This window comes from Exiguobacterium sp. UBA7533, from assembly GCF_002479335.1.
Classification (GTDB): domain Bacteria; phylum Bacillota; class Bacilli; order Exiguobacteriales; family Exiguobacteriaceae; genus Exiguobacterium_A.
Map to the genome: position 1 here is coordinate 168,717 of NZ_DLMP01000014.1, position 22,281 is coordinate 190,997.

Sequence of the window (22,281 nt, forward strand, 5' to 3'; positions counted from 1 at the left end):
ACGAAGGATCTTTTTTTACGTGCCGGACTTAACTTTCGTTTCGTCGAGTACGTTTGCTTTTAAGTCGATCAATGGTCGAATCAATACCTCGACACGTCGATTCTGACTACGACCGGCTTCTGTTTGATTGGACGCAATCGGTTGGAACTCTCCGTAACCGCTGACAGTAAACCGTTTTGGTTCGAGCTTTGGATTGCGTTGTAAGGCACGCATGAAACTGATCGCCCGGTCTGCACTGAGTTCCCAGTTTGATGGATACTGTGCCGTATTGATTGGGATATTATCCGTATGACCGGAGACTTGAATCTGACGTTGTCCTGCCTTGACGAGTAGTGCACTCATGCCTTCTGCGATTTGAAGCGAGCGTCCTCTTACTTCTGCTTGAGCTGGCGAGAAGAGGGCTCGGTCACGAATCGTGAAGACAAGTCCTTCATTTGTAATTTCCACCTTGATGTCTTTTTCGAGCTGTTCATTTTTAATATATTTGTTTGCTTCGTCTTTAATCTTCTCGAGTTCTGCGATTTCATAGCTTTGTGCCTTCGTTCGCGCGTCGAGTTTTTTCGAATCCTCTTCTTCTTGAGTGGAGAGCGAGCTGTTCGTAATCATCCCTGAACCACCATTAAAGACGGAGCTAAACGACTGGGACATCGCTTTTAGCTTGACGGCATCGACATTACTCGAAGCAAAAAGAACGATGAAGAGTGCTAGAAGTAAGGTCAATAAGTCGGCGTAGGGAATCAACCAGCCTTCGGAGATATGTTCGTCATGCGGCTTCTTTTTCCGCTTCATAATTCGCACGCTCCTTCGGTGTCAGGTACACGAGTAGCTTATCTTCTAAGTTTTTTGGTGATTCACCGTTTTGGATCGACAGAATGCCTTCGATCATCATCTCGTACAGTTGAATCTCGCTCGCTGATTTTTGCTTCAGTTTCGTTGCGAACGGGAACCAAAGGACATACCCGGTGAAAATCCCGAACAGCGTCGCGATGAAGGCACCTGAGATCGCATGACCTAATTTTTCAATATCCGACAGATCGGATAAAGCGGCAACAAGACCAACGACGGCACCGAGAACCCCAAGGGTCGGAGCGTAAGTTCCAGCTTGCGTGAAGATGTTTGCATTGGCATGATGCCGTTCCGTCATGTTTTCGAGGTCGCGCGTCATGACGTCCTCGACATATTCAGATGGCTGCCCATCGATGACCATCATGACACCACGCTTCATGAACGCATTGTCGACTTCTTCTAAAGCTGCTTCTAATGACAGCAGTCCTTCTTTCCGTGCTTGCGTCGAAAGTGTCAGAAACTGTCCGAGTAAGACTTGTTTCGTCATTAATTTTTGTTCGAAAAAGATGACTTTAAACAGTGCCGGTAGTACCTTTAGGCGTTCCTTCGGGAAGGAAATCATGATGGCAGCGGCTGTCCCGACGAAGATGATGACGAGGGCTGCAGGGTTAAGTAGGGCGACTGGAGGCGCACCTTTTAAGATCATTCCTCCGATCAATGTGATAAGACCTAGTATGATCCCGATTATCGACACGATATCCATGATTGATGTGTGCCACCTTTCTGTATGTAATGCGTATAAGAACGAAAAATAAAAGAGCAGAAGACACTTCTTCTGCTCGGAAATCCAAAAACCGAGAATCAAGCGCCGTTTTCATCGATTAGCATTTGAATGCTTTCGTTTCGTTCGTCACGCTCTATATCGGTCAGTACGTCGTATTTTTTTAACACTTGATACAATTCATTTAGAATCGGTTGCTCCAAATGTAGTGACAAGAGTTCCTCAAATTGATAATACAATTGCGCAGGCATCCATTGTGATTGCCGTTCCAGCCTTCGCCAGACATCCTCAATCGAATGATCAGCCGTCTTAGGGTCCACTGTTTCCCTCAACCTCCTTTAATGATTACACGTCCACTTTTATCTAGTTTACCAAAAAAATAAGAAAACGTTTAGTCGATTGCATATTTCGATAGAACTTCTTAATTCGAGGGAGTATGATAAAGACAATTCTGTCTGAAAAAAATCTAGGGGGAGTAAGATGTTCTCGCATAAAAGACGTTCACCACTGGCACGTTTTGGTCGTGTGGGTGAATTGATGTACCATCAGTTGTTCGATAAACCGGCACGCTTCATCGCGACGGGTTTCACATTGACGATTTTGCTAGGTGGTTTTTTGTTATGGTTGCCTATTTCGCAACAGGAGGGGCAAGATATCTCCTTCATCGATTGTTTGTTCGTCGCGACTTCTGCCGGAACCGTTACCGGTCTATCGACGATTAATATCGCGGAAGCCTTTAATCTGTTCGGGCAACTTATCATGATGCTCTTGATTCAGGTCGGAGGGCTCGGCTTCATGACGATTGCGCTCGTCTTGCTGAGCGTGACAGGGCGAAAAATCGGAATTCGTCAGCGCATCATCATCCAAGAAATGTTCAACCTCGATAGCCCAGGGGGAACGATTCGTCTTGTTCGAAATATCATCGTCACGACAGTCCTTGTCGAAATCGTTGGTATGTTCTTGATTGCGCTCGATTTGTTCATTCAATACAAATATAGCTTTGGGAAAGCACTTTACTACGGTTTGTTCCATGCCGTATCTGCCTTTAACAATGCAGGGTTCGCACTTTGGGGCGATAACTTGATTGGTTTCCAACAAGATACGACGTTCATCCTGACGATCGCGGCGCTCTTGATGATTGGTGGATTAGGCTTTACGGTCATTGCTGACATCGCGGGAAAACGAAGCTTCAAAAAAATCTCCCTACACTCGAAATTGATGGTGCTGTCGTTATTCGTCATTAACGGACTGGGTGTCTTAGCGATGATGCTCTATGAATGGGTGTCTCACTTAGGTTCATTACGCGACGAGTCGTTCTTTCATGCACTTCATATCGTATTCTTCCAAGTCGTCACGACACGGACAGCTGGTTTCCAGACAATCGACTTAACGACGATGGTGCCGCTCTCGATCGGCTTGATGATGGTCTTAATGTATATTGGAGCAGGTTCCGCGTCGACAGGCTCCGGGATCAAGGTTACGACGGCGGCGGTCATCTTAAAGAATGTCTGGACGTATCTACGCGGACAGCGTGAGACCGTTCTGATGCGACGGACGGTGCAAGCACAGGCAATCCAAAAAGCGTATGCGATTGCTGTCTTCAGTTTATTGTTCATCGCTTTGATTACGACGCTCCTTGCGTTGAGTCAACCGAATCTATCGTTCATCGGTCTATTCTTTGAGACCGTCTCTGCATTCGGGACGGTCGGTCTATCATTGAATGTGACACCAGAGTTAAATAGCTTTGGGAAGTTCTTGATCATGTTCATGATGCTGCTCGGGCGTGTGGGATCCTTGACGATCTTGTTCACGTTTGCGGCACAACGAGACCGGACGATTCGTTATCCAAAAGAAAATATGTTGATCGGGTAACCGATAAAAAAAGTCCAATCGACTTCCCTTAGGGAAGAGCGATTGGACTTTTTTAGTGTGTCGCGTGTGTTTGGTAATACTGGACGAGCCGAGGCATCGTTTCTGTTAGGTCCGGACAAATGATTCCAGTATCTCGTAAATCACGTAAGACCTGTGTTGTATCGTATTGAACAGGATGGATGAAATAATCGAGTGTCTGACGTTGCATCTGGAGTCGTTTTGCGACGGTGGGTGTCAACGCTGTACTGATGAGCCGAAATGGTACGATACCACGCGGGTAACGTCCATAATAGGCGACATGTAACATCTCGAAAATCGCGCGTGCGCCATGTGGAAATGGATCCGTCAGATGATATGTCTTATTTTTTCCGACGGGTGCATGACTGAGATAAGCAGTCGCTTCAATGACATAATCATATGGCACGAGATTGACGAGCGCGTTTGCTCGACCAGGATACGGAAGAGGAGCAAAGGATTGCAGAAGACGCATCGCGTTCAAAACGAAATAAACACCATCCCATTTCGGTGTTTCACCTGTTTCAGAATGTCCAACGACGATGCCGGGGCGGATGATTGTATAGGGAATCGTTCCGAGTTCTTTGCGTAAGCGCACTTCAGCAAGGTATTTTGTTTCTTCGTAAGCATTTTTAAAGCGACTTGCCTGTAATTCCTCTTCGAGAATCGTTCCGGAGCGCAGACCGGAGACATACGCTGTACTGAAGTAGATATAGCGTTCTAAAGCACGGCACGTGTGGGCAAACTGTGTCACGTTCGCGGTACCGATGACATTGATCCGAAAGGCAGGTTCATATGCCGTAGCTAAATCGTACAGTGCGGCGAGATGAAAGATATGTGTGACCTCTTGTTGCAGGATCATCCGTGTATCAGACGACAAAGCAAGTTGTTCGAGCGTGATATCGCCTTCGTGCAACGCGAGTTGCTCAGGTCGCAAGGATGTGCGTTCTAAAAGATCATCGCGTCGCTTAACAGCTGCGTTTCGTTCTGACGATAAATGAAGCACATGAAAACAAGCGATTTGATCTGGAATACGTGCGAGTTGTTCAATTAGTTTGGTCGCTAAAAAGCCGGGAAAACCCGTCATGAAATAGGTCCGCATCAATTCCATTCCTTTCTTGGATCGCGTTCGAGAACGACGGTGAACGTCGAACCATCATTGATTTCTGATTCAACTGAAATCGCTCCTCCGTGTGATTCGATGATTTCCTTACAGATGGCAAGACCGAGTCCGGTACCACCAATTTTTCGGATGTCCGAGTTATCGACCCGGTAAAATTTCGTAAAGAGTTTGTCGAATGCATTTTGTGGAATACCGAGTCCGTAATCGGCCACGGAGAACGTCGCTTTCTCTTCGTTTGCCGAGAGACGGACTTGGATGTGATCCGCCTGTGGAGAGTATTTAATAGCATTCGAAAGCAAGTTCAACATGACTTGCTTGATTTTGTGCTCATCCGCAAAAACGAGTACAGGATCTTCCGGCAGTTCCAATTCAATCCGGTGTTCGACGGTTTCCCGATAGGCATCGACGGTCGATGTGAGGAGATCGCGTAATGAGAACGAGGTAAAGATATACTCCTGTTTTCCACCCTCTAGACGCTGAATATCTAAAAACTCATTTAATAGTGTCGTCAGCCGTTTGGTCTCTTCATGAACGATTTCGACATAACGTTTGATTTTATCAGCTGGTTGCTCTCGGTAGCGAAGCAATTCCATATACCCAAGGATCGATGAGAGTGGCGTCCGTAACTCATGCGATACGGTACTGACAAGTTCATCCTTGACTTGATCCATCTTTGCTTCCTCAGTTCGGTCACGGAAAACGAATAAGAAACCATGACGAGAAATACGACTCTTTTCCTTCTTGATCGCCGTCGCATAAAATTCAAAATAAAGTGGACTTGATTCGTTCGGTCGCTGTAACGTAAAACGAAACGATAGTTCAGAATGTTTTCCGGCGAGTAGCTCTTCGACTTGTCGTAACATATCGAATCGGGTATTCAAATCAAGATTCGGGATCAAGCTGATCCGTTCTTGGATCTTACTTGGCGCAATCCCTGGTACATCAAGTAACTTGCGTGCTTTGACGTTCATGAAGATGAAACTTCCATCCTCTTCCGTCAGCAGGAATCCTTCATTAGAGGCTTGAAGAATCGATTGTGTGATATCACGTTGACGCATGATGGCATTTTTTTCACGTTCAAGCATTTTCTCGATTTTTTTTCGTTCCGTGATATCACGAACGACGGCGACGCGCATGCGAATATTGTTGTAGATGATTTCACGTGGGAAAACTTCGATTTCGACAGAAGTTCCGTCAGCACGTTGACCAAGAACTTCATAGGGCTCTTCTCGATGCTCTTCGATTCGTTGTAAGACACGCGCATGATGATCCGGATGAATCAACTCAAGTGTCGTTTTTCCTTTCATCTTTTCAAGCTTCGTCCGGAAGATGACCTCTGCTGCACGGTTGGCATCGATGATGATGCCATGATCATGAAAAATGACGGCTTCGACGACGGACTCCGAGAAGAGTCGGAAGCGGCGTTCACTTTTCGTCAGGTGCCATTCGATTTGTTTTTGTGTCGTGATGTCCTGAATGAGTAAAAAGTACGTATCATTCGGCAGACGTGTCATATAAAGCCGTCCATGGAACGTCGAACCATCCAGACGATGATAGGTCCATTCATTTTCCGCTTCCCGACCATGGAGTAAGAAGAGTTGTTCATCTGATAAATCTTTTAAGTTCAGTTGTTCAAGATGTTGACGGCGGGTAGCGACTTCCTTTGCGTCATGGAGAATCGTCGGTTTTAGACCGATGATGTCTTCAGCAAGATCGAATCGGAATAAGGTACTGGCTACCTCGTTGTATGCTCGAATCCGAAACTCCGGATCTGTGATGAATAAGGCAGCATCAAGCGTTGAATCGAATAAGTCTTCTATTTTAAGAGAAGCGACATGGACAAGAAAATAGTCCGTCTCTTCAATCGCTGTGACTGTTAACTGATGTGTCGTCAAAATGATGGTTTCCTGTTGGATCGGAAACAAATCATCCGTAATCGAAAAAAGTTCCTGGATCGTTTCTTTATCCGGAGCGGTCATGAACTGGTGTTGAAACGCGTCATTATGAAAGTGAATCTTTCCATCTGCATCGACAAGAAGTACGGGTTCTTTCATAGCACGTAACGTCGAATGGATGATCCGTAGCGATGAAGGAGATGAATGTTCTGCCATGAGCTACCTCCTGACTGGTCTTCGACCGTGGATTTTAAGACAGTCTTTCCTCGTTAGTTTACTTCTGCAAGACGAGCCGCGTTTCCTGTCGAAGGAAGCAACCAACGAAGAATTTTAGTATAGTGAAAAAAAGGTCACGACGAAGTAGAGGGGAAAAGTAGGATGAAACAATTAAAAAGAAAACGATTGTTACTAGCAGCTTTGTTTGCCATGATAGGAATTTTCGGAACTTATTTTTTTTCGAGTTCTTGGGAACCTTTAATCTTAATCATCAGTATAGTAGGGTGTATCCTTTTTCTTCTTTTGTCCGTTTTAACGCCATCGCTTGAAAAAAGACTCGATCGAATGGAAGGACGAGAATTTGAAGAATGGCTTGCCGATTTATTTGAAACAGCAGGATATCGGGTCGAGTTGACACCTGCCTCACGCGACTTCGGAGCAGATTTGTTGATAGAGGATGAACGAGGGTATAAGATTGCCATCCAGGCGAAGCGATACAGTGCGGCTGTAGGGCTCGAAGCGGTTCAACAGGTCGCTGCCTCGGTTCCATTCTACGAAATGGACGAGGGATGGGTCGTTACGAATTCGACCTTTACAGAAGCCGCGTATCAACTGGCAGAACCGAATCAAGTTCGCCTCATCGATCGGGAAGAATTGCTCGCATTTGCAAAGGAGATGAACCTGCATTGAACTTGTCGAATGATTGTCGACAAAAGGGGGTTGTCAATTTGAAGAAACGGTGCAATAATCATTTTCGTTAACGAAATATCATACAGATAAAGAAAGTTAAACTATACAGGATGTCTAAATAAACTGGGGACGAAAAACCAGCACGTTTTAGCAGTGAGAGGAGAATTTCTGTTGCGCAAAGTTGTCTATGTGCAGGGTTGCGTTTTTTCGCAAGGTCATGCCGCGATTTATGATGAAGCGCACCAAATGATCGGTGCGGTTCAACACGACGAAAACGGTCGTGTTCAAGTAATGAATGGTGAAGGTAGAGGGGTAGCGTTTGGTAAGTTCATTCCGACATGTAAGAAATGGGTCGTGATGAACCATGATGGACAAGAGGTAGGTCAAATGCGCGAGAAGTTTTCGCTCTTCTCGAAGAAATGTGAGTACAACGTATATGAGCGTGGTACGTTCACGATTTCCTTCGACCTGACAAAAGGAAAATTCTCCGTACGGAGTGCAGCCGGAGAAGTCGTTGCGGAATTATTGCAGGACGGTGATGAATACCGTCTTGTCAAGGATGCTGACAAGCTCTCGATGTACGAACTACTCTCTGTCCTGAAAAGTCTGACGAACAACGTCCACTATAAATCACTGACAGCTGTTTAAATAAAAAAAGATGCCTTCCATGACATGGATGGCATCTTTTTTTCATCATGTCGTTTGCAGGACATGATGGAGGCGTTGTTTGGCTTCGTGTGTCAAATGCGACACACGACGGGCGTAGAGGCAGAGTTGTAAGACATGAACAGTTTCAGGGCGGTAGGCGTTAATCCGCTCGAGCGAGCGTTTGAGACGCTTCTCCGTTAATTCGATCGGTCCACTTGTCTCCGCGTGCTGCGTATAGACGAGATAAAAATTAAGAGGGCTGATTAAATCATCCTCATCGATATTTGGGTTCTGGAAGACGATCGTCAGCAGTTCCCGTGTTTCTTCTAACGAGAAGAGGTGTTTTAAATCATCCAACAGGTAGATGATGGCGGCTTGATTGATCGAGTATTTTTTCCCACGGTGCGGTACGCCGATGATGTCCCGAACTTCACGTTTCGTCCAGTTCTGGATCGTCGTCGCTGACATGTGTTCTCCGATTAGAGCATTTGCCAAATGAACGATTTCATTGATCGATAAACCATTTTTTAATGGATCGAATTGTTTCAGGCGATTGATGACCTTTGGCAATTCCGTTCCTTCTATTGCGACGAGGGGTTCGATTCCTTTCCCCTCGTTCAGGCGTTGCAGACAACTTGATAATGTTTGGACTGCTTGAGCATCATACATTTCCAAAACTTCCTCTCTAGGACGTCATTTGACCTTATGTTATCAAATGAAGGTTCAATAGGGCAAATGGCAACTAAAACAACGTACAATAATAGGAAAGGGGGAATCACGATGGAATGGTTTGCTGCCATTGGCACGATTGGAATCGTCGGCTTCATTCTCGTCATTCTTGAATTCGTTGGACGCCGTTTCGGTTTTTCTCCCGAGACGGTTCGGAAATGGATTCATGTCGCTGTCGGTCACTGGGTATTTCTTGCGCTGCTATGGCTTGATCACTGGTACATCGCGATCGTACCATTACTTTTCTTTGCTCTCGTCAATCTGTTGACATTACGAAAAAGAATTGGACAGATGCATGGCGTCGACCGTCCTTCTTATGGAACGGTCTATTATCCGCTCGCATTGGCAGGACTCGTCCTATTCTTCTTCGAACGACAACCGATGGCACTCGTTGCGGGAAGCATGGTGCTCGCTTGGGGAGATGGTCTCGCGGCACTCGTCGGAAAACGCTTCGGGAAGACGTTTTACGTCCGCGGTGAGACGAAACGTTCCTTTGAAGGAAGTATCGCTTTGTTTTTAGCGTCATTCCTTGTTTTGACTGTAACGTTCTTATTTTATGGACAACCGATTTGGCTCGCTGTCAGTTACGGCTTCTTGCTTGCAAACATCGCAGCCTTAATCGAAGCAATCTCATATCGCGATCTCGACAACTTAATCTTGCCATGGACGATCGCGGCACTCGTTGCGTTTGCTTTTTGACTTTCAGTCGCGTAACAACAATTGTTTGAAATAGAGAAAACGTAGTCGAATATAGTCTGGGTACGCACGCCATCCTGCATGACGGATGGTCATATCTCGACACATATCACGGAAAACATAGCGATAGATTTTTTCTTCGGAATCGTCATAAACAGCTGCGTACAAGCCGTGCTCGAGCATATTGGAAATGCGTTCGTCGAGTTTAGCGTAGAGTGTATCGTCGCTGTCTTCGCTCAATGTAGCATGTAGCATCTCGTATTGAATACCTTGATTAGCAGAAGCAGTCGCATGAAAGACAGCCGTTTTATCGAGATGAGATACCCCGATGATTAACGCATAGAGTGTTTCCAACATATCGATCGAATGACCGTCTAGTTGTTGGATGGAATCAATAGCCATCAGCGTATCGATTCCAGATGCGCCAACTTTCTTTAAATATGTAAACGCATGGACGGCTGATTCTCCATAAAATTGTCGATGATTGTAATGGACGGCAAGAGAACGATGTCCTGCCGGTTCTTCCGGGAAACGTGTGATGGCTGAAAGGAAAAACTGTTCTGCTTCGTGCATATATCCTTCCTCTTCACTGATGATACCGAGAAGAATGTATCCTTGCACATGCTCGCCGATTTGCTGGTGCGTCTCTTCAATAAGTCGACGCGCTTGAGTGAGTTCGTTCTTGAAATAAAGGGAATGGGCTGTAGCAATGTTGAGCAATGGATGGGATGGAACGAGAACACGTAAGCGCTCGGTTGCGGCAATACGTATGTTCTCTTCTGTATCAGATGTCAGTGCTTCGAGTAACGCAACTTCAGCGACATGGCTCTGAAGTTCATGAGAATGAGCGGTTACGGTTTGTGTCATGTAATGAAATCACCTCTACTAGTTCAAAATCATATGTTTTCATTTTCATCATATGACAAGCCGAGTGGTGCCTCAAGAAATAATGAAGAGATTCGTCCGCAATTTCTTCATTTCATAAAAAATAGCCGATCATTCCTAGAAAAGGAAGCATCGGCTATTTTTACTTTCGAAATTATGCGTGTAAGTGAAGTACATCTTCAACGGATTTGTACGTGTATCCGAGATCGCGTGCGACCGCTTCATACGTGACGAAGCCTTGCGCGACATTCAATCCTTTTTCAAGAGCATCGTTTTCAGCAAGCGCACGATGTGTGCCTTTATTCGCGAGTTCAAGGACATACGGAAGCGTTGCGTTCGTCAATGCCAGGGTAGACGTACGTGGAACGGCACCCGGCATGTTCGCGACCGCGTAATGAACGACACCGAATTTTTCGTACGTTGGATCATCATGCGTCGAGATGCGGTCAACCGTCTCAAAGATTCCACCTTGGTCGATGGCAACGTCAACGATGACAGCACCTGGCTTCATCCGTTTGACCATGTCGGCAGTGACGAGCTTCGGTGCTTTTGCACCTGGAATCAAGACAGCACCGATGACGAGATCACTTTCAGCGACCGCTTCAGCAATCGTGTACGGGTTTGAGATCAATGTATTGATCGAGTTACCAAAGATATCATCTAACTGGCGAAGGCGTTCTGGACTAACATCAATGATCGTAACATCTGCACCAAGACCGACAGCGAGTTTCGCAGCATTTGTTCCGACGACACCGCCACCGATGACTGTTACTTTTCCACGACGAACCCCAGGGACACCTGCAAGCAGGATGCCCATACCACCGTGTGGTTTTTCCAAGAACTGTGCACCGATTTGTGATGCCATACGACCGGCGACTTCACTCATTGGTGTTAACAATGGAAGTGTGCGGTTCTTCTCTACTGTCTCATAAGCGATTGCTGTGATGTTCGAATCAACGAGTGCACGTGTCAGTTCTGGCTCAGCAGCTAGATGGAGATACGTGAATAATGTCAGGTCCGGACGGAAATATTGGTACTCTGAAGCGATTGGCTCTTTGACTTTTAAAGCCAGTTCGGCTGTTGCCCAGACTTCAGCAGCAGTCGCGATGATTTCAGCACCAGCTTTGACGTACTCCTCGTTCGTGAAGCCACTCCCCATGCCTGCCATCGATTCAATGATGACACGATGTCCTTGTGCATGTAACGCTGCTACCCCGGCAGGTGTTAATGCAACACGGTTTTCGTTGTTTTTGATTTCCTTTAATACTCCAATGATCATGTGAACGCGATCCCCTTTCGCAAATAAACAAATCAATTTCTCTTCTTCTTCAGTATACGAGAAATGAAAGCGCTCTACTTTATCGGCGTTTTCAAAAATAACCGATATCCTTTGTGTAAAATCACAAAGGATATCGGTCTGCTTTTAGGTACAAATAAAGTAAGGAACGTTCGGGTAGTGATTCCATCCGGATACCAGCTTCCTCCTCGATCCGTCGCATCCGATATAGGATCGTATTCGGATGAACATGGAGATGGGAAGCGACTTGCTTGACGTTCCCATCATAATGAAGAAACCATTCTAGCGTCTCACATAAAGAGGAGGCATGTTTCACATCGTAAGCACGCAATCGCTCGATTTCTTCGAGACGAACTGTTCGTCGTCGCAAACGTTCTGAAAAAATTGGCAAGAGCTGAAACAAGCCGAGACGTTCGTAACGCGTCACGTTCTTCAGTTCGAATGGAAAGGCATCTTTCAAACGTAAGACGATACCCGCCTCTTCGTAACGCTCCGGAAGCGCTTGGACGCCCGTGAAGACTTCACTACTTGCCGCAACGAAATCCGTATAATCAAACCGCTCCGCGAGCAATTGACGGAAGGACTGAATGAAGGCGTCAAACTGTAGACGCTCTTGTTCTGCGTCGCGGTCGTTTGTGCTGATCCACAAGATAAAATCTGTTTCATCATATGCGTAAAGTAATGGACGAACCGTCTGTTGGATCGTCAATAAATAGCGCAGACGATCCGCAAGTCGTGGTGTGATTGCTTCTGAAAAACGGATGACCGTCAAACGACTAATGCCAGGGGGTGCGACATGGAGCTTAGAAAACATCTTCAGGATCTCCGACTCGGATAGTTCTTCATGTAATAACTCAAAGAAGAATTGTTCCGTCTGCTCTTCCTTCCGTTTTTTCTGCATGTCGATCGCTAGTAATTGACGTTGAGCAAGCAGAGCTCCTTTCTTTAAATCTGCTAGTTCTGATGGAGTGAACGGGGTACTGCGAGCAATCGACCAAATGTAGCCGAGAATTTCTGAATCTTGTTTGATGGCAATGGCGACGCGGTCATTCAGTCCAACATCCGTGCGCGCAGAAATGATGAGCGGATCGTCTTGAGTAGCGAGACTCTGGATGACTTCGTCTTTCCAGAGTTGGTCGATGACCGATTCCGGTACCCGGCGACCGATGATCGTTGCGACACGAGCAGGGTCCGTGTCAGCAGTATGCGTACTATAGGCAAGGAGACGGTGATTACGATCTTCAATCGTAATCGGCGCATTTAAGGCGATACCGATCGCTTCCGCTAAATCGTCTAACGAATGGTATGAAGCTTCTAACATGGAGGAATCCCTTCTTTCTCTCTCGTTCAGTATCTTTAGTATAGCTTCTGTTGTGTAAAATCACAAAAAGTATTCTTTCGTATTGTATGAAAACACAACTCCATGCTACGGTAAGCCTCGGAAAAAAGAGAGAGGATGAAATGGCATGGATGTGTTACGTCTGATATCTGCTTGGGTCTGGGGAATTCCAAGCATGGTGTTGTTAGTAGGAACGGGAGTGTACTTTACGATTCGTTTACGTGGTCTTCAGTTTCGTCGCTTGAAACAAGCGTTTCAATTGTCTGTTCAAAAATCAGGACAGGGTGAAGGGGAAATTAGTAGCTTTCAGATGTTAATGACGTCTCTTGCAGCGACGATCGGGAACGGAAACATCGCGGGAATCGCGGTCGCCTTGACGATGGGCGGACCGGGTGCAGTCTTTTGGATGTGGATCATCGGTTTGATCGGAATGGCGACGAAATATGCGGAAAGTCTTCTTGCGATTCTTTTTAGAAGTCGAAATGAACGCGGCGAAGCTGTCAGTGGACCGATGTATTATATCGAAAAGGGACTAGGTGCAAAATTTAAATTCCTCGCCATCTTGTTTGCGGCATTTGGTTTGATTGCATCATTTGGTGTCGGGAACACCGTGCAAGCGAATGCGATGGCAACGGTGCTTGAGCAATCGTTTCATGTACCGCTTCTACTCTTCGGCATTCTGCTCGCGCTGGCAGTCTATGTATCGATTCGTGGTGGACTTGAACGCGTCAGTGCGATCTCGACGATCTTTGTTCCGATCATGAGCTTACTTTATATCGGTGCCGCTTGTGTCCTTTTAATATTGAAGGCGGATCAGATTCTACCAGCCTTTGGTTTAATCTTTGAGTACGCCCTCCAGCCGCTTGCGCCTGCAGGAGCCTTCACCGGTGTATCGATCATGATGGCGATGCAAGTCGGTGTAGCACGTGGTATTTTCACGAACGAAGCAGGACTTGGGACAGCAGCATTGATTGCCGGATCTGCGAAAAGTGAGCGTCCGGTCGAACAAGGATTGATTTCGATGACGAGTACCTTCATCGTGACCTTGATCGTCTGTACGATGACGGCACTCGTCCTTCTGACGACAGGCTTTTGGGATCCGTCAGGCGGACTACATTCAGGTATGACGCATGATGCGAATCTTTCCGGGGCAGCACTAACGGCAACCGCCTTTGCGAGCGTCCTTGGATCATTTGGAGAATGGACTGTCGCATTCTCCGTCTTCTTCTTCGGTTATTCGACGATCATCGGTTGGTATGTCTATGGAGAGAAGTGCTTGGAGTACTTGAGCGGTACGACACGTTTCAACGAAGGATACCGTGTATTCTTTGCACTCGCAGCCTGTTATGGTGCCGTCGCGCAATTAGAACCGTTGTGGCTCGTCGCAGATATCGCAAATGGATTGATGATGATTCCGAACTTGATCGGGATGCTGTTCTTGTCGCACTTGGTCATTGAACAAACGAGGAATTACGAACGGACGGGTCATAAACGAGTCGCTTAAACGAACAAAAGCCGTGATGCCTTTAAACAGGCACCACGGCTTTTATGATGAGACGATTCATCCATTCGTCCGACGACGACTGTAGATGAGGAGTGTCAGTAAGAAAATCAAACTCAGCGCAACGAGGACAGAGAGTGAAGCGACGTTCCAGCCGATGACCTCGAGTAAAACACTGATCGCAACCGTCAAATAGAAGATACCGAGGTACTTTTTGACGAATGGGCTTTCGAAGTGCGTCAATTGCTTCGCGCCAATCGGTGCTCCGAGCAAGGCACCGACGATCAGCATGATTCCGACCAGGATATCGATGTTCGTACTTGCGACCGTGTAATTGACAAGTCCCGATAGGACAATCAGCAACGCGGAAGCAATACTCGTTCCGACCGCACGTTTCAACTCATAGCCAACGATCCCGACGAGTAACGGGGTGATGATGAAGCCACCGCTGACACCAAGTAATGAAGAAATGAATCCGGCGAACAAACCAGTGAAGGCAAGAGCGAGATATCGATTTTTCCACCCCGTCTGTTCACCCGTCGTTGATTTCGGACGTAAAAATTTATTCGCGAAGTAGAGTAAGAGACCGATATAAACGATTGAGATGACGAGATGAGCACCGTTGACTGCCTCTAGACGAAGAACGAGTGGTGTCGCGATCGTCGAACCGATGATTCCGACGCCACCGACGACGAGACTATCGCGCCAGACGACATTTTTAAGACGTAAGTGAGAGATCGTTCCTGAAACGGTAGATCCAAGTGTCAGCATAAGACTCGTCGCGATCGCGACACTTGGAGCATATCCTAAAATGAGTAACAGGGGCGTCAAGATGATACCGCCACCGATTCCGAAAAATCCGGAAATGATTCCAATGAAAAATCCGAGGATTAAGAAATAATAAAAAGCGAGATCCATGTACAGTCTTCCTTTCCTTTTCTTCTCTATTATTCACTTAGTATGGCAATGAATGAGAAGAATGTAAAAGGGGACGGCTCCTTCAAGGGGGTTGAAGGAGCCGTTAAGGGGAACTTATTCTTTTGACGCGGCGACTTCCGTTGCTGCATCGATACCGGTATTGGCCTTGACTAAGATACGTTCGAAGTTACCGGCAACCTCGTTCGATTTCGTCAACAATGTCCCGACGATAGCTCCGAGGAAACCAAGTGGGATGGAGACGATTCCTGGATTCGTCAGCGGGAAGAGGGCTTCCCCGACGAACAAGGCTGAACCGTCGACTGCCCAAAGGTTTGGACTGAGTGCGACGAGAATCAGTGAAGAGAATAACCCGACGACCATACCTGTGACAGCTCCGCCAGTATTGAAACGGCGCCAGAAGATCGTCAAGAGAATGACTGGCAAGTTGGCACTTGCCGCGACAGCGAAGGCAAGCGATACGAGGAACGCGACGTTCATCGATTGTGCGAACAATGCCAGTACCATCGAAATCAAGGCGACAGCGATGGAAGCAAGTCGTGCTGCCGTCATCTGTTCTTTTTCCGTTGCTTGCCCTTTGCGTAGAATATGACTATAAAAATCATGAGCAAAGGCAGACGCAGCGGATAAGACGAGTCCTGCAACAACAGCGAGGATTGTCGCAAAAGCGACCGCAGCGACGAAGGCAAAGAGTAAATCGCCACCAAGTGCTTTAGCGAGAAGTGGCGCAGCCATGTTACCAGCAGCATTAGCAGCGATGATATCTTCAGAACCAACGAAAGCAGCAGCACCAAAGCCGAGGAAAATCGTCAAGATATAAAAGACACCAATGATCCATGTCGCGTACACGACGGATTTACGAGCTGTCGGAGCATCCTTAACAGTAAAGAAACGAATTAAGATATGTGGTAATCCAGCTGTTCCAAGAACGAGCGCGAGATTGAGCGAAATCGTATCGAGTGGTAACTTAAATTTGTTTCCAGGATTCAAGAATGAATCCCCGAGCGGCGTGGCTTGTTTCACTTCTGAAAACATCTTGAAGATCGAGAAATCGAACTTCGCGAAGACCATGAACGAGATGACGGCTGTTCCTGCCATCAAGAGAATCGCTTTGATGATTTGAACCCACGAAGTCGCAGTCATACCACCGAAGACGACGTAGACCGTCATTAAGATACCGACGATGATGACACTCGTCGTATAAGGAATTCCTAACAACAATTCAATCAAGGCACCTGCACCGACGAGTTGCGCGATCATGTAAAAAATCGAGATCGCGATCGAGTTCATGGCAGCGACTCCACGAACTTTTGAGGCGTTAAAACGAGCGGCAATCATATCAGCCATCGTGTATTTTCCGAGGTTCCGAAGTGGTTCGGCAACGAGGTACAAGACAACAAGATAAGCAACGAGGAAGCCGATCGAGTAAAAGAATCCGTCGAATCCGGCTAAAGCGATCATCCCGGCAATTCCGAGGAACGAGGCGGCTGACATGTAGTCGCCGGCAATCGCCATCCCGTTTTGTGCACCAGTGAGTCCGCCGTCCGCTGTATAAAAGTCGTTAGCTGTTTTTGTTTTACGGGCAGCAAAGTATGTAATGACGAGCGTCAAACCGACGATCGCTGCGAATAGGGCAACGGCAGTATAATTCATTTCGACTCCTCCTTGATCTGTTCGACGAGTCGATCAAAGGCACGTGCTTTTTTGCTATACATCATGCAGAACGTCCACGTCATGATGAACTGGGCAAATGCGAATACCCAAGCTCCTGTAATATCACCGAATACTGGCTCATTCAAAATCGTGAAGTAACTTGTCAAAATCGGAAGCGCAAAATAAAAAATAAGGCAAAAACTAATAGCTGGAAGAATGAAGCCGTTCTTTTGGCGCATCAATTGTTGAAAGGTAGCACTCTCGACGATTGCTGGAGCAGATTGAGTCGCTTCATTTTTTTGAACTTCGGACACTTGATGCATGAGGACGCCTCCTTTAAGGAATGAATGTAAATTCATTATAAGGATGTCGTTTCTGGAAAAGCTATCCTAATTTTTAAGAAGAAAAGATCATTATTATATTAATATTGGTCATACCAATTTAATGTAAGCGTTTTCAATATTGAACATTGTTTGAACGTTATTTTTATATATTAATCACTTTATAAAATGATTCAAAAGACCTAGTCCCTAGAAAAATGAGAACAGCTTAAAAAGCCTGTCTATGGAATCATAGACAGGCTTGAGTCATTTTTCAGATGGACGTTCGATCTTATCTTCGATTTCTCGTAAATGATCCGCACGTTTTGAAAGGGCACGACGCTTCAACCATTCTTCCGTCCCGCGACTAACTCCCCAGATGGCGAGTAAAATCAAAAATAGAAGGACAAGACGCATCGGACGTTCGAGGAACGTGGACCATTCCTTTCCGATTAGCGAGAAGATGATGACGACGATCAGACGCCCGGCACCAGCAGCGATCAAATACGTCCGCAGCGATAGTTGAATCATGGCAGAAATGGACGTGATGATGAACGCAGGCATGAATGGAAGCGAAAAAAAGAATCCGAGTGAGATGGGACTCATGTGACGAACACGTTCAATCCACTGTTGCGCGGCATGGTGTTTTTCAAGCCAACGCGTGACCGGACGACGAAATAGATATCGAATACAAGCGAAGACGACGAGTGATCCAAGCATGCTCCCGACCCATGATACGAGAACACCCATACCAAAACCATAAGTTGCCGCATTCGCGGAAATGATCAGGACGAGTGGTAGGAAAGGAAATAGAGACTCAAGAAACGGGGCAATCAAACCGGTGGCAGCTCCTCCAGGTAAGTCTTGGAGAAAGAAAATCATCTGCTCGATCCAGTCACGAAGTGTATGGAGCATTCGGAATCCTCCTTGCGAGATGTACTACTGTGTTTTATTTTACCTCTTTCTGATTCAGAAAGGGAATGAAATTCCTTGAAAGGGATTCAGGAATTGTAGATTGTACATTCGAAAGGGAGTTGGTATTATACTTAAATGGGTGCGTTTTGCAGGCGTTCCCAGCTAGTCAATAGCTAGACGCTTCGTTTGCCAACGTTCGTTTTACTGCAAAAAACTGACATGGGGGCTAATGAGGAATATGAAACCTTATCGCGTACTATTATTTTATAAGTATGTTCCAATTGAAAATGCGGAACAGCTAACGAAAGAGCATCTTGCTTACTGTAAAGAGCTCGGTATCAAAGGTCGGATTTTGATTGCACCAGAAGGAATCAACGGCACACTCTCTGGAACGGTCGAACAAACGGAACAATACATGAAGGACTTGACGGCGGATCCACGATTCGCTGACATTGAATTCAAAATTGATGAAGTTGAAGAGCATGCCTTCAAAAAGACGTTCGTCCGTTACAAAAAAGAACTCGTCACATGGCGTTTTGAGGACGAATTCAACGTACCAGAAGAACACGCTGCGTATCTTGAACCAGCAGAGTGGAAAGAAATGATGAAACAAGATGACGTCGTCATTCTCGATGTACGCAACAACTACGAATACGACCTCGGACACTTCAAGAATGCCGTAAAAGTCGATGTCGATGCTTCACGGGAATTCCCTGAATGGCTAGACGAGAACGAGCATTTGTTTGAAGGGAAAAAGGTTCTCACATACTGTACGGGTGGCGTTCGTTGTGAGAAATTCACGGCGTACTTCCGTAAACGGCAACAGAGTGATGATATCTTCCACCTAAAAGGCGGAGTCGTCATGTATGGAAAAGATGAACAGACACAAGGAGAAGACTGGGAAGGTGAACTATACGTCTTTGATGAGCGTGTACAAGTTCCTGTCAATGCCGTCAATCCGTCTGTCGTCTCAGAATGTTACTACTGCGGAAAACCGGAGACGCGCTATGTTAATTGTGCAAACCCGGAATGTAATCGACAGCACTTCTGCTGTGAAGAATGCGAACCAAAAGTCATGCGTTCGTGTTCCGATGAATGCCGGGAGCATCCGCGCAACCGTTATGAAAAAGAGCAACAAGAAGAATTAGTATAAGGCACGCGTAAAAAGCCGGATGATTTCTTTAATAGAAACCGTCCGGCTTTTTTTTGTGTATTCAAGAGGACGGGAACAAGTAACGTAAAATATCTGGCAAACGTTTGGCCCAGGCCGTTTCATGATGGATTGCTTCCGGAATGATTGTATAGCGACTTTGAGTGAGTTTCTGTTCGACCGCTCGCGCTAAGACATCATTCGTGTGTAAATAATCCGTCTCGGTCATCGGACCACTCACTTCTTTTGTGCCGACGTCCATATAACAGCGATGCGTTGCAGACAGAGACGGGCTTCGCTCGATGAATTCAAGGAGTGAGGAGAAGTTTGCCCATCCGGCAGTCGATAAGGCAGCGACGCGCGTGATGACTTCCGGATACGCGAATAATCCATATAGCGAGATGACGCCACCCATCGAACTGCCGATCATTGTCGTATCATCAGGGCGTGTCGCATAGTTGGCATCAATGTATGGTTTTAACTCGCGGATGATCCAGTCCATATAGACCTTACCGTTGCCACCAATTGACGTCCGATGCGAAGGATAGGCGCTCCGCATCAATAAGGCTTCGTCACTCCAAGGAGCATAGTCATCGTACCGATCCATTCCATCTTCTGGACTGTCAATCGCGACGACCATTGCCGGAATCTGTGTCTGTTGTAGTGCAAGATGAATCTCCCAGCCTTTTCCGAACGAGGCGGTTTCTCCACTAAAGACGTTTTGTCCATCATGCATATAAATTACTGGTAATGCTTCAGAAGGATCCAAATGGGGCGGACGATGAATTCGAATCGTCCGGTGGGCTTGTGATGTCGGTAGCGTCATTTCAATTTCCGTAATCGACAATAGAGTCACGACCTTTCAAAGGTTTGCATAATGCGCGGTACAATTGCGTCCGTTGTGTTTTCCGCCGACATAGAGTGCATGGTCGGCTTGACGTAACGATTCTTCGAACGTCCGTTGATATCTTTCATCCACTGTATCAATTCCGAGGCTGACGGTTAAGGACAGTCGGTGACCATCGACGAGGAAGGGACGATCCATAACCGCATGGCGGACCGTCTCGGCAATCTGAATAGCAGCCTCTTGACTACCATTTCGCAACAGAAGCACGAATTCCTCCCCACCATAACGAGCAGCAAAGACATCATCATGTTGCAATTGGATCGCCTGGATGCGTCGACCGAGTTCACGAAGGACGAGATCACCTACTTTATGACCGTACGTATCATTGACACGTTTGAAATGATCGATATCGAACAGAATTACGGAGAGCGGGTAGGAGTCAGCGGCAAATTCCTGCCGACCGTGTTCATAAAAAGCACGGCTATTCGGTAATTCGGTCAAAGCATCGGTCCGACTTTCCGTATAGAGTTGGACCGTTTCACGTGAGCGTTCTAAGACGCGACAAAAGGTACGAAGCAAACGAGATAATTCGTCAGCATTTGTCACATCATAGGCGTCTGCGACTTGATGGAACAGGATGATCGAAACATCGACCTCTCCGCTCGTAATCGAAGGAATCGCTAGCATCGAGTGACGATCGACAGGCAATCCGATTTGAATATCGTTTCCCCAGTCGCAACGCAGACCATAGATGATTGGGGTATGCAAATCGTCAGCTGACAAGGAATGAAACAGTGGTAACACGTCGATTGGTTGTTTCGTCCGAATGTTATAGATGACTTGTTTCCGCTGTTGTTGAATTGAGATCCAACCTTCAGAAAACGGCAACAGATGTGGTAAATCGAGGAGTAACGAATCGATCGTCTCGCGCTCGAAGCGGGAAATCAACAAGTGTTCCTTCGCATCATCAAATCGTTTGGCATTATCGTTTGCTTCAAGGGAGTCACCACGTTCTTGCAACAGACGTTTGAACAAGAAGAGAATCAAGGCGGATACTGTAGCCGCGACGAGCGGACTTTCATCGTAGAACCAGATTCCAAGTAGAGCACTTAACATGCTGATTCCATAAACGAGGGACTGAAGCTTCACGAGACGTCGCCAATCGTATTTCAAGTAGAGGAAGCGATTGACGAACAGACATTGGAAGTAAGAGACAAGGAAGACAGTGATCAAAAAGCCGATGAAGGGAAGCAGGGCTTTCGTATACGTAAAGTTTGAGCCGATCGGTCCACCGAGCGCTTCATACGCAAATACCGGAAGCGAGATGTAGACTAAATCAAACAAGGCGTTGATCGGGTAGAGATAGGCGAAACGTTTCCAGCGAATCGCTTTTCGGTGAGACATGAATTGAAAGACGAGAATACCGACTTGGCTTAAAATCAAAGCGTACGTCAAACCGTAATTGAGGAATAAAAATAAGATGATTCCTTCTTGGAATGTATAATAAATGCCACCACGACGGACATTATCGAACTGAAACAGGAGAACGAGCCCAAACAAATAAAGAGTATTGACGATGGAGATGGAAGGATGGAAGGTAGGTGGATGAACGATGCCAATCAATAATAACGTCAAGGCGACGAGACTGAAAACGATCCAGCTCGTCCGGGCTACCTGTTGGTAGTAGCGCATGAAACATCCCTCCCCCTGAGAAGTATCTTTTATTCCTATACCCGAATTGTGGAAATTTTGATAAGCCATTTACCAAAAAAATAAGGTTGAGAGAAAAGAAAGAATTGCGTATAATGTGAAAGATATCGAATACAGTCGATGATGAAGAGAGTAACGGTTGATTTTCGTCAACTAGCGAATCAGGGAATGGTGGAAGCCTGAGGACGAACCGGTCGTGAAGCGCACTTCTGAGACGCTACCCGATTCCTGAAGGAAAAGGCGTAGCCGGGGGAACCCCGTTATCCCCGAACAAGGT

Annotated in this window: 21 protein-coding genes and 1 other annotated feature (1 of these 22 cut by a window edge); of the genes, 6 read left to right on the top strand and 15 right to left on the bottom strand. The window is 46.4% G+C overall.

The annotated features are described in order from the left end of the window. Nucleotides 1-15: 15 nt before the first annotated feature. The 3 genes from B2U10_RS13835 to B2U10_RS13845 all read right to left on the bottom strand — a co-directional run bounded on the left by B2U10_RS13835 (nucleotide 16) and on the right by B2U10_RS13845 (nucleotide 1,887). Entirely contained in the window at nucleotides 16-789 is a 774-nt protein-coding gene (locus tag B2U10_RS13835) for a flagellar motor protein MotB (protein ID WP_035412064.1), read from the bottom strand. Next, nucleotides 764-1,549 carry a flagellar motor stator protein MotA gene (gene motA / locus B2U10_RS13840; RefSeq protein ID WP_035412066.1) on the bottom strand — a complete coding sequence of 262 codons (786 nt, stop codon included), beginning with the start codon at nucleotides 1,547-1,549 and terminating at the stop codon, nucleotides 764-766. Before motA ends, B2U10_RS13835 begins: the two co-directional genes overlap by 26 nt. Nucleotides 1,550-1,647: 98 nt before the next feature. After that, nucleotides 1,648-1,887 carry a hypothetical protein gene (locus B2U10_RS13845; RefSeq protein WP_023469697.1) on the bottom strand — a complete coding sequence of 80 codons (240 nt, stop codon included), beginning with the start codon at nucleotides 1,885-1,887 and terminating at the stop codon, nucleotides 1,648-1,650. 160 nt (nucleotides 1,888-2,047) lie between these two features. Here B2U10_RS13845 and B2U10_RS13850 point away from each other — a divergent pair, with 160 nt between their 5' ends. After that, the gene (locus tag B2U10_RS13850; protein ID WP_035412070.1) at nucleotides 2,048-3,439 is read left to right on the top strand and encodes a TrkH family potassium uptake protein; all 1,392 of its coding nucleotides are present in this window, start codon (nucleotides 2,048-2,050) and stop codon (nucleotides 3,437-3,439) included. Nucleotides 3,440-3,491: 52 nt separating this feature from the next. Here B2U10_RS13850 and B2U10_RS13855 read toward each other — a convergent pair whose 3' ends face one another. Further along, entirely contained in the window at nucleotides 3,492-4,556 is a 1,065-nt protein-coding gene (locus tag B2U10_RS13855; protein WP_290788325.1) for an SDR family oxidoreductase, read from the bottom strand. After that, a complete protein-coding gene (locus B2U10_RS13860) occupies nucleotides 4,556-6,688 on the bottom strand; it encodes a PAS domain-containing sensor histidine kinase (RefSeq protein WP_290788328.1) in 2,133 nt (710 codons plus the stop codon). The genes B2U10_RS13855 and B2U10_RS13860 overlap by 1 nt, the downstream gene beginning before the upstream one ends. 345 nt (nucleotides 6,689-7,033) lie before the next feature. Between B2U10_RS13860 and B2U10_RS13865 the strand changes: the two genes are divergently transcribed. Beyond that, a complete protein-coding gene (locus tag B2U10_RS13865; protein WP_231496919.1) occupies nucleotides 7,034-7,378 on the top strand; it encodes a restriction endonuclease in 345 nt (114 codons plus the stop codon). 171 nt (nucleotides 7,379-7,549) lie between these two features. Continuing rightward, nucleotides 7,550-8,026, top strand: coding sequence for a hypothetical protein (locus tag B2U10_RS13870; RefSeq protein WP_023469691.1), 477 nt, complete (start codon nucleotides 7,550-7,552; stop codon nucleotides 8,024-8,026). A 45-nt stretch (nucleotides 8,027-8,071) separates the two neighbouring features. Here B2U10_RS13870 and B2U10_RS13875 read toward each other — a convergent pair whose 3' ends face one another. Beyond that, nucleotides 8,072-8,695, bottom strand: coding sequence for a DUF1836 domain-containing protein (locus B2U10_RS13875; protein WP_035412080.1), 624 nt, complete (start codon nucleotides 8,693-8,695; stop codon nucleotides 8,072-8,074). A gap of 111 nt (nucleotides 8,696-8,806) precedes the next feature. Here B2U10_RS13875 and B2U10_RS13880 point away from each other — a divergent pair, with 111 nt between their 5' ends. Continuing rightward, entirely contained in the window at nucleotides 8,807-9,454 is a 648-nt protein-coding gene (locus B2U10_RS13880; RefSeq protein WP_290788331.1) for a diacylglycerol/polyprenol kinase family protein, read from the top strand. Between the two features lie 3 nt (nucleotides 9,455-9,457). Here B2U10_RS13880 and B2U10_RS13885 read toward each other — a convergent pair whose 3' ends face one another. The 3 genes from B2U10_RS13885 to B2U10_RS13895 all read right to left on the bottom strand — a co-directional run bounded on the left by B2U10_RS13885 (nucleotide 9,458) and on the right by B2U10_RS13895 (nucleotide 12,954). Then, the gene (locus B2U10_RS13885; RefSeq protein ID WP_290788334.1) at nucleotides 9,458-10,318 is read right to left on the bottom strand and encodes a tetratricopeptide repeat protein; all 861 of its coding nucleotides are present in this window, start codon (nucleotides 10,316-10,318) and stop codon (nucleotides 9,458-9,460) included. A gap of 172 nt (nucleotides 10,319-10,490) precedes the next feature. Next, a complete protein-coding gene (gene ald, locus B2U10_RS13890) occupies nucleotides 10,491-11,615 on the bottom strand; it encodes an alanine dehydrogenase (protein ID WP_029342897.1) in 1,125 nt (374 codons plus the stop codon). Nucleotides 11,616-11,736: 121 nt separating this feature from the next. Then, nucleotides 11,737-12,954, bottom strand: a complete 1,218-nt coding sequence (locus B2U10_RS13895) for a PucR family transcriptional regulator (protein WP_290753489.1) — start codon at nucleotides 12,952-12,954, stop codon at nucleotides 11,737-11,739. Between the two features lie 145 nt (nucleotides 12,955-13,099). On the opposite strand from B2U10_RS13895, the gene B2U10_RS13900 reads away from it, so the two are divergent. Continuing rightward, entirely contained in the window at nucleotides 13,100-14,476 is a 1,377-nt protein-coding gene (locus tag B2U10_RS13900; RefSeq protein WP_290788337.1) for an alanine/glycine:cation symporter family protein, read from the top strand. 57 nt (nucleotides 14,477-14,533) lie between these two features. Here B2U10_RS13900 and B2U10_RS13905 read toward each other — a convergent pair whose 3' ends face one another. From B2U10_RS13905 to B2U10_RS13920, 4 genes are all read right to left on the bottom strand, one after another. Next, nucleotides 14,534-15,391 carry a sulfite exporter TauE/SafE family protein gene (locus tag B2U10_RS13905; protein ID WP_035412101.1) on the bottom strand — a complete coding sequence of 286 codons (858 nt, stop codon included), beginning with the start codon at nucleotides 15,389-15,391 and terminating at the stop codon, nucleotides 14,534-14,536. Nucleotides 15,392-15,505: 114 nt separating this feature from the next. Next, nucleotides 15,506-17,062: a solute symporter family protein gene (locus B2U10_RS13910; RefSeq protein WP_035412105.1), complete on the bottom strand. Its 1,557-nt coding sequence runs from the start codon at nucleotides 17,060-17,062 to the stop codon at nucleotides 15,506-15,508. Further along, nucleotides 17,059-17,385, bottom strand: a complete 327-nt coding sequence (locus B2U10_RS13915) for a DUF485 domain-containing protein (protein WP_056059859.1) — start codon at nucleotides 17,383-17,385, stop codon at nucleotides 17,059-17,061. The genes B2U10_RS13910 and B2U10_RS13915 overlap by 4 nt, the downstream gene beginning before the upstream one ends. 264 nt (nucleotides 17,386-17,649) lie before the next feature. Beyond that, entirely contained in the window at nucleotides 17,650-18,297 is a 648-nt protein-coding gene (locus B2U10_RS13920; RefSeq protein WP_023469681.1) for a TVP38/TMEM64 family protein, read from the bottom strand. Between the two features lie 238 nt (nucleotides 18,298-18,535). Here B2U10_RS13920 and B2U10_RS13925 point away from each other — a divergent pair, with 238 nt between their 5' ends. Then, nucleotides 18,536-19,450, top strand: coding sequence for a rhodanese-related sulfurtransferase (locus B2U10_RS13925; RefSeq protein WP_023469680.1), 915 nt, complete (start codon nucleotides 18,536-18,538; stop codon nucleotides 19,448-19,450). Nucleotides 19,451-19,511: 61 nt separating this feature from the next. Here the strand turns inward: B2U10_RS13925 and B2U10_RS13930 are convergent, their stop codons facing one another. Both B2U10_RS13930 and B2U10_RS13935 read right to left on the bottom strand, forming a co-directional pair. Further along, complete coding sequence (locus B2U10_RS13930) at nucleotides 19,512-20,294, bottom strand: alpha/beta hydrolase (protein ID WP_056059862.1); 783 nt, start codon at nucleotides 20,292-20,294, stop codon at nucleotides 19,512-19,514. A 15-nt stretch (nucleotides 20,295-20,309) separates the two neighbouring features. Next, nucleotides 20,310-21,986: a GGDEF domain-containing protein gene (locus B2U10_RS13935; protein ID WP_035412114.1), complete on the bottom strand. Its 1,677-nt coding sequence runs from the start codon at nucleotides 21,984-21,986 to the stop codon at nucleotides 20,310-20,312. Between the two features lie 129 nt (nucleotides 21,987-22,115). Continuing rightward, nucleotides 22,116-22,281 (top strand) — a binding site (T-box leader); it runs 54 nt beyond the window's last position.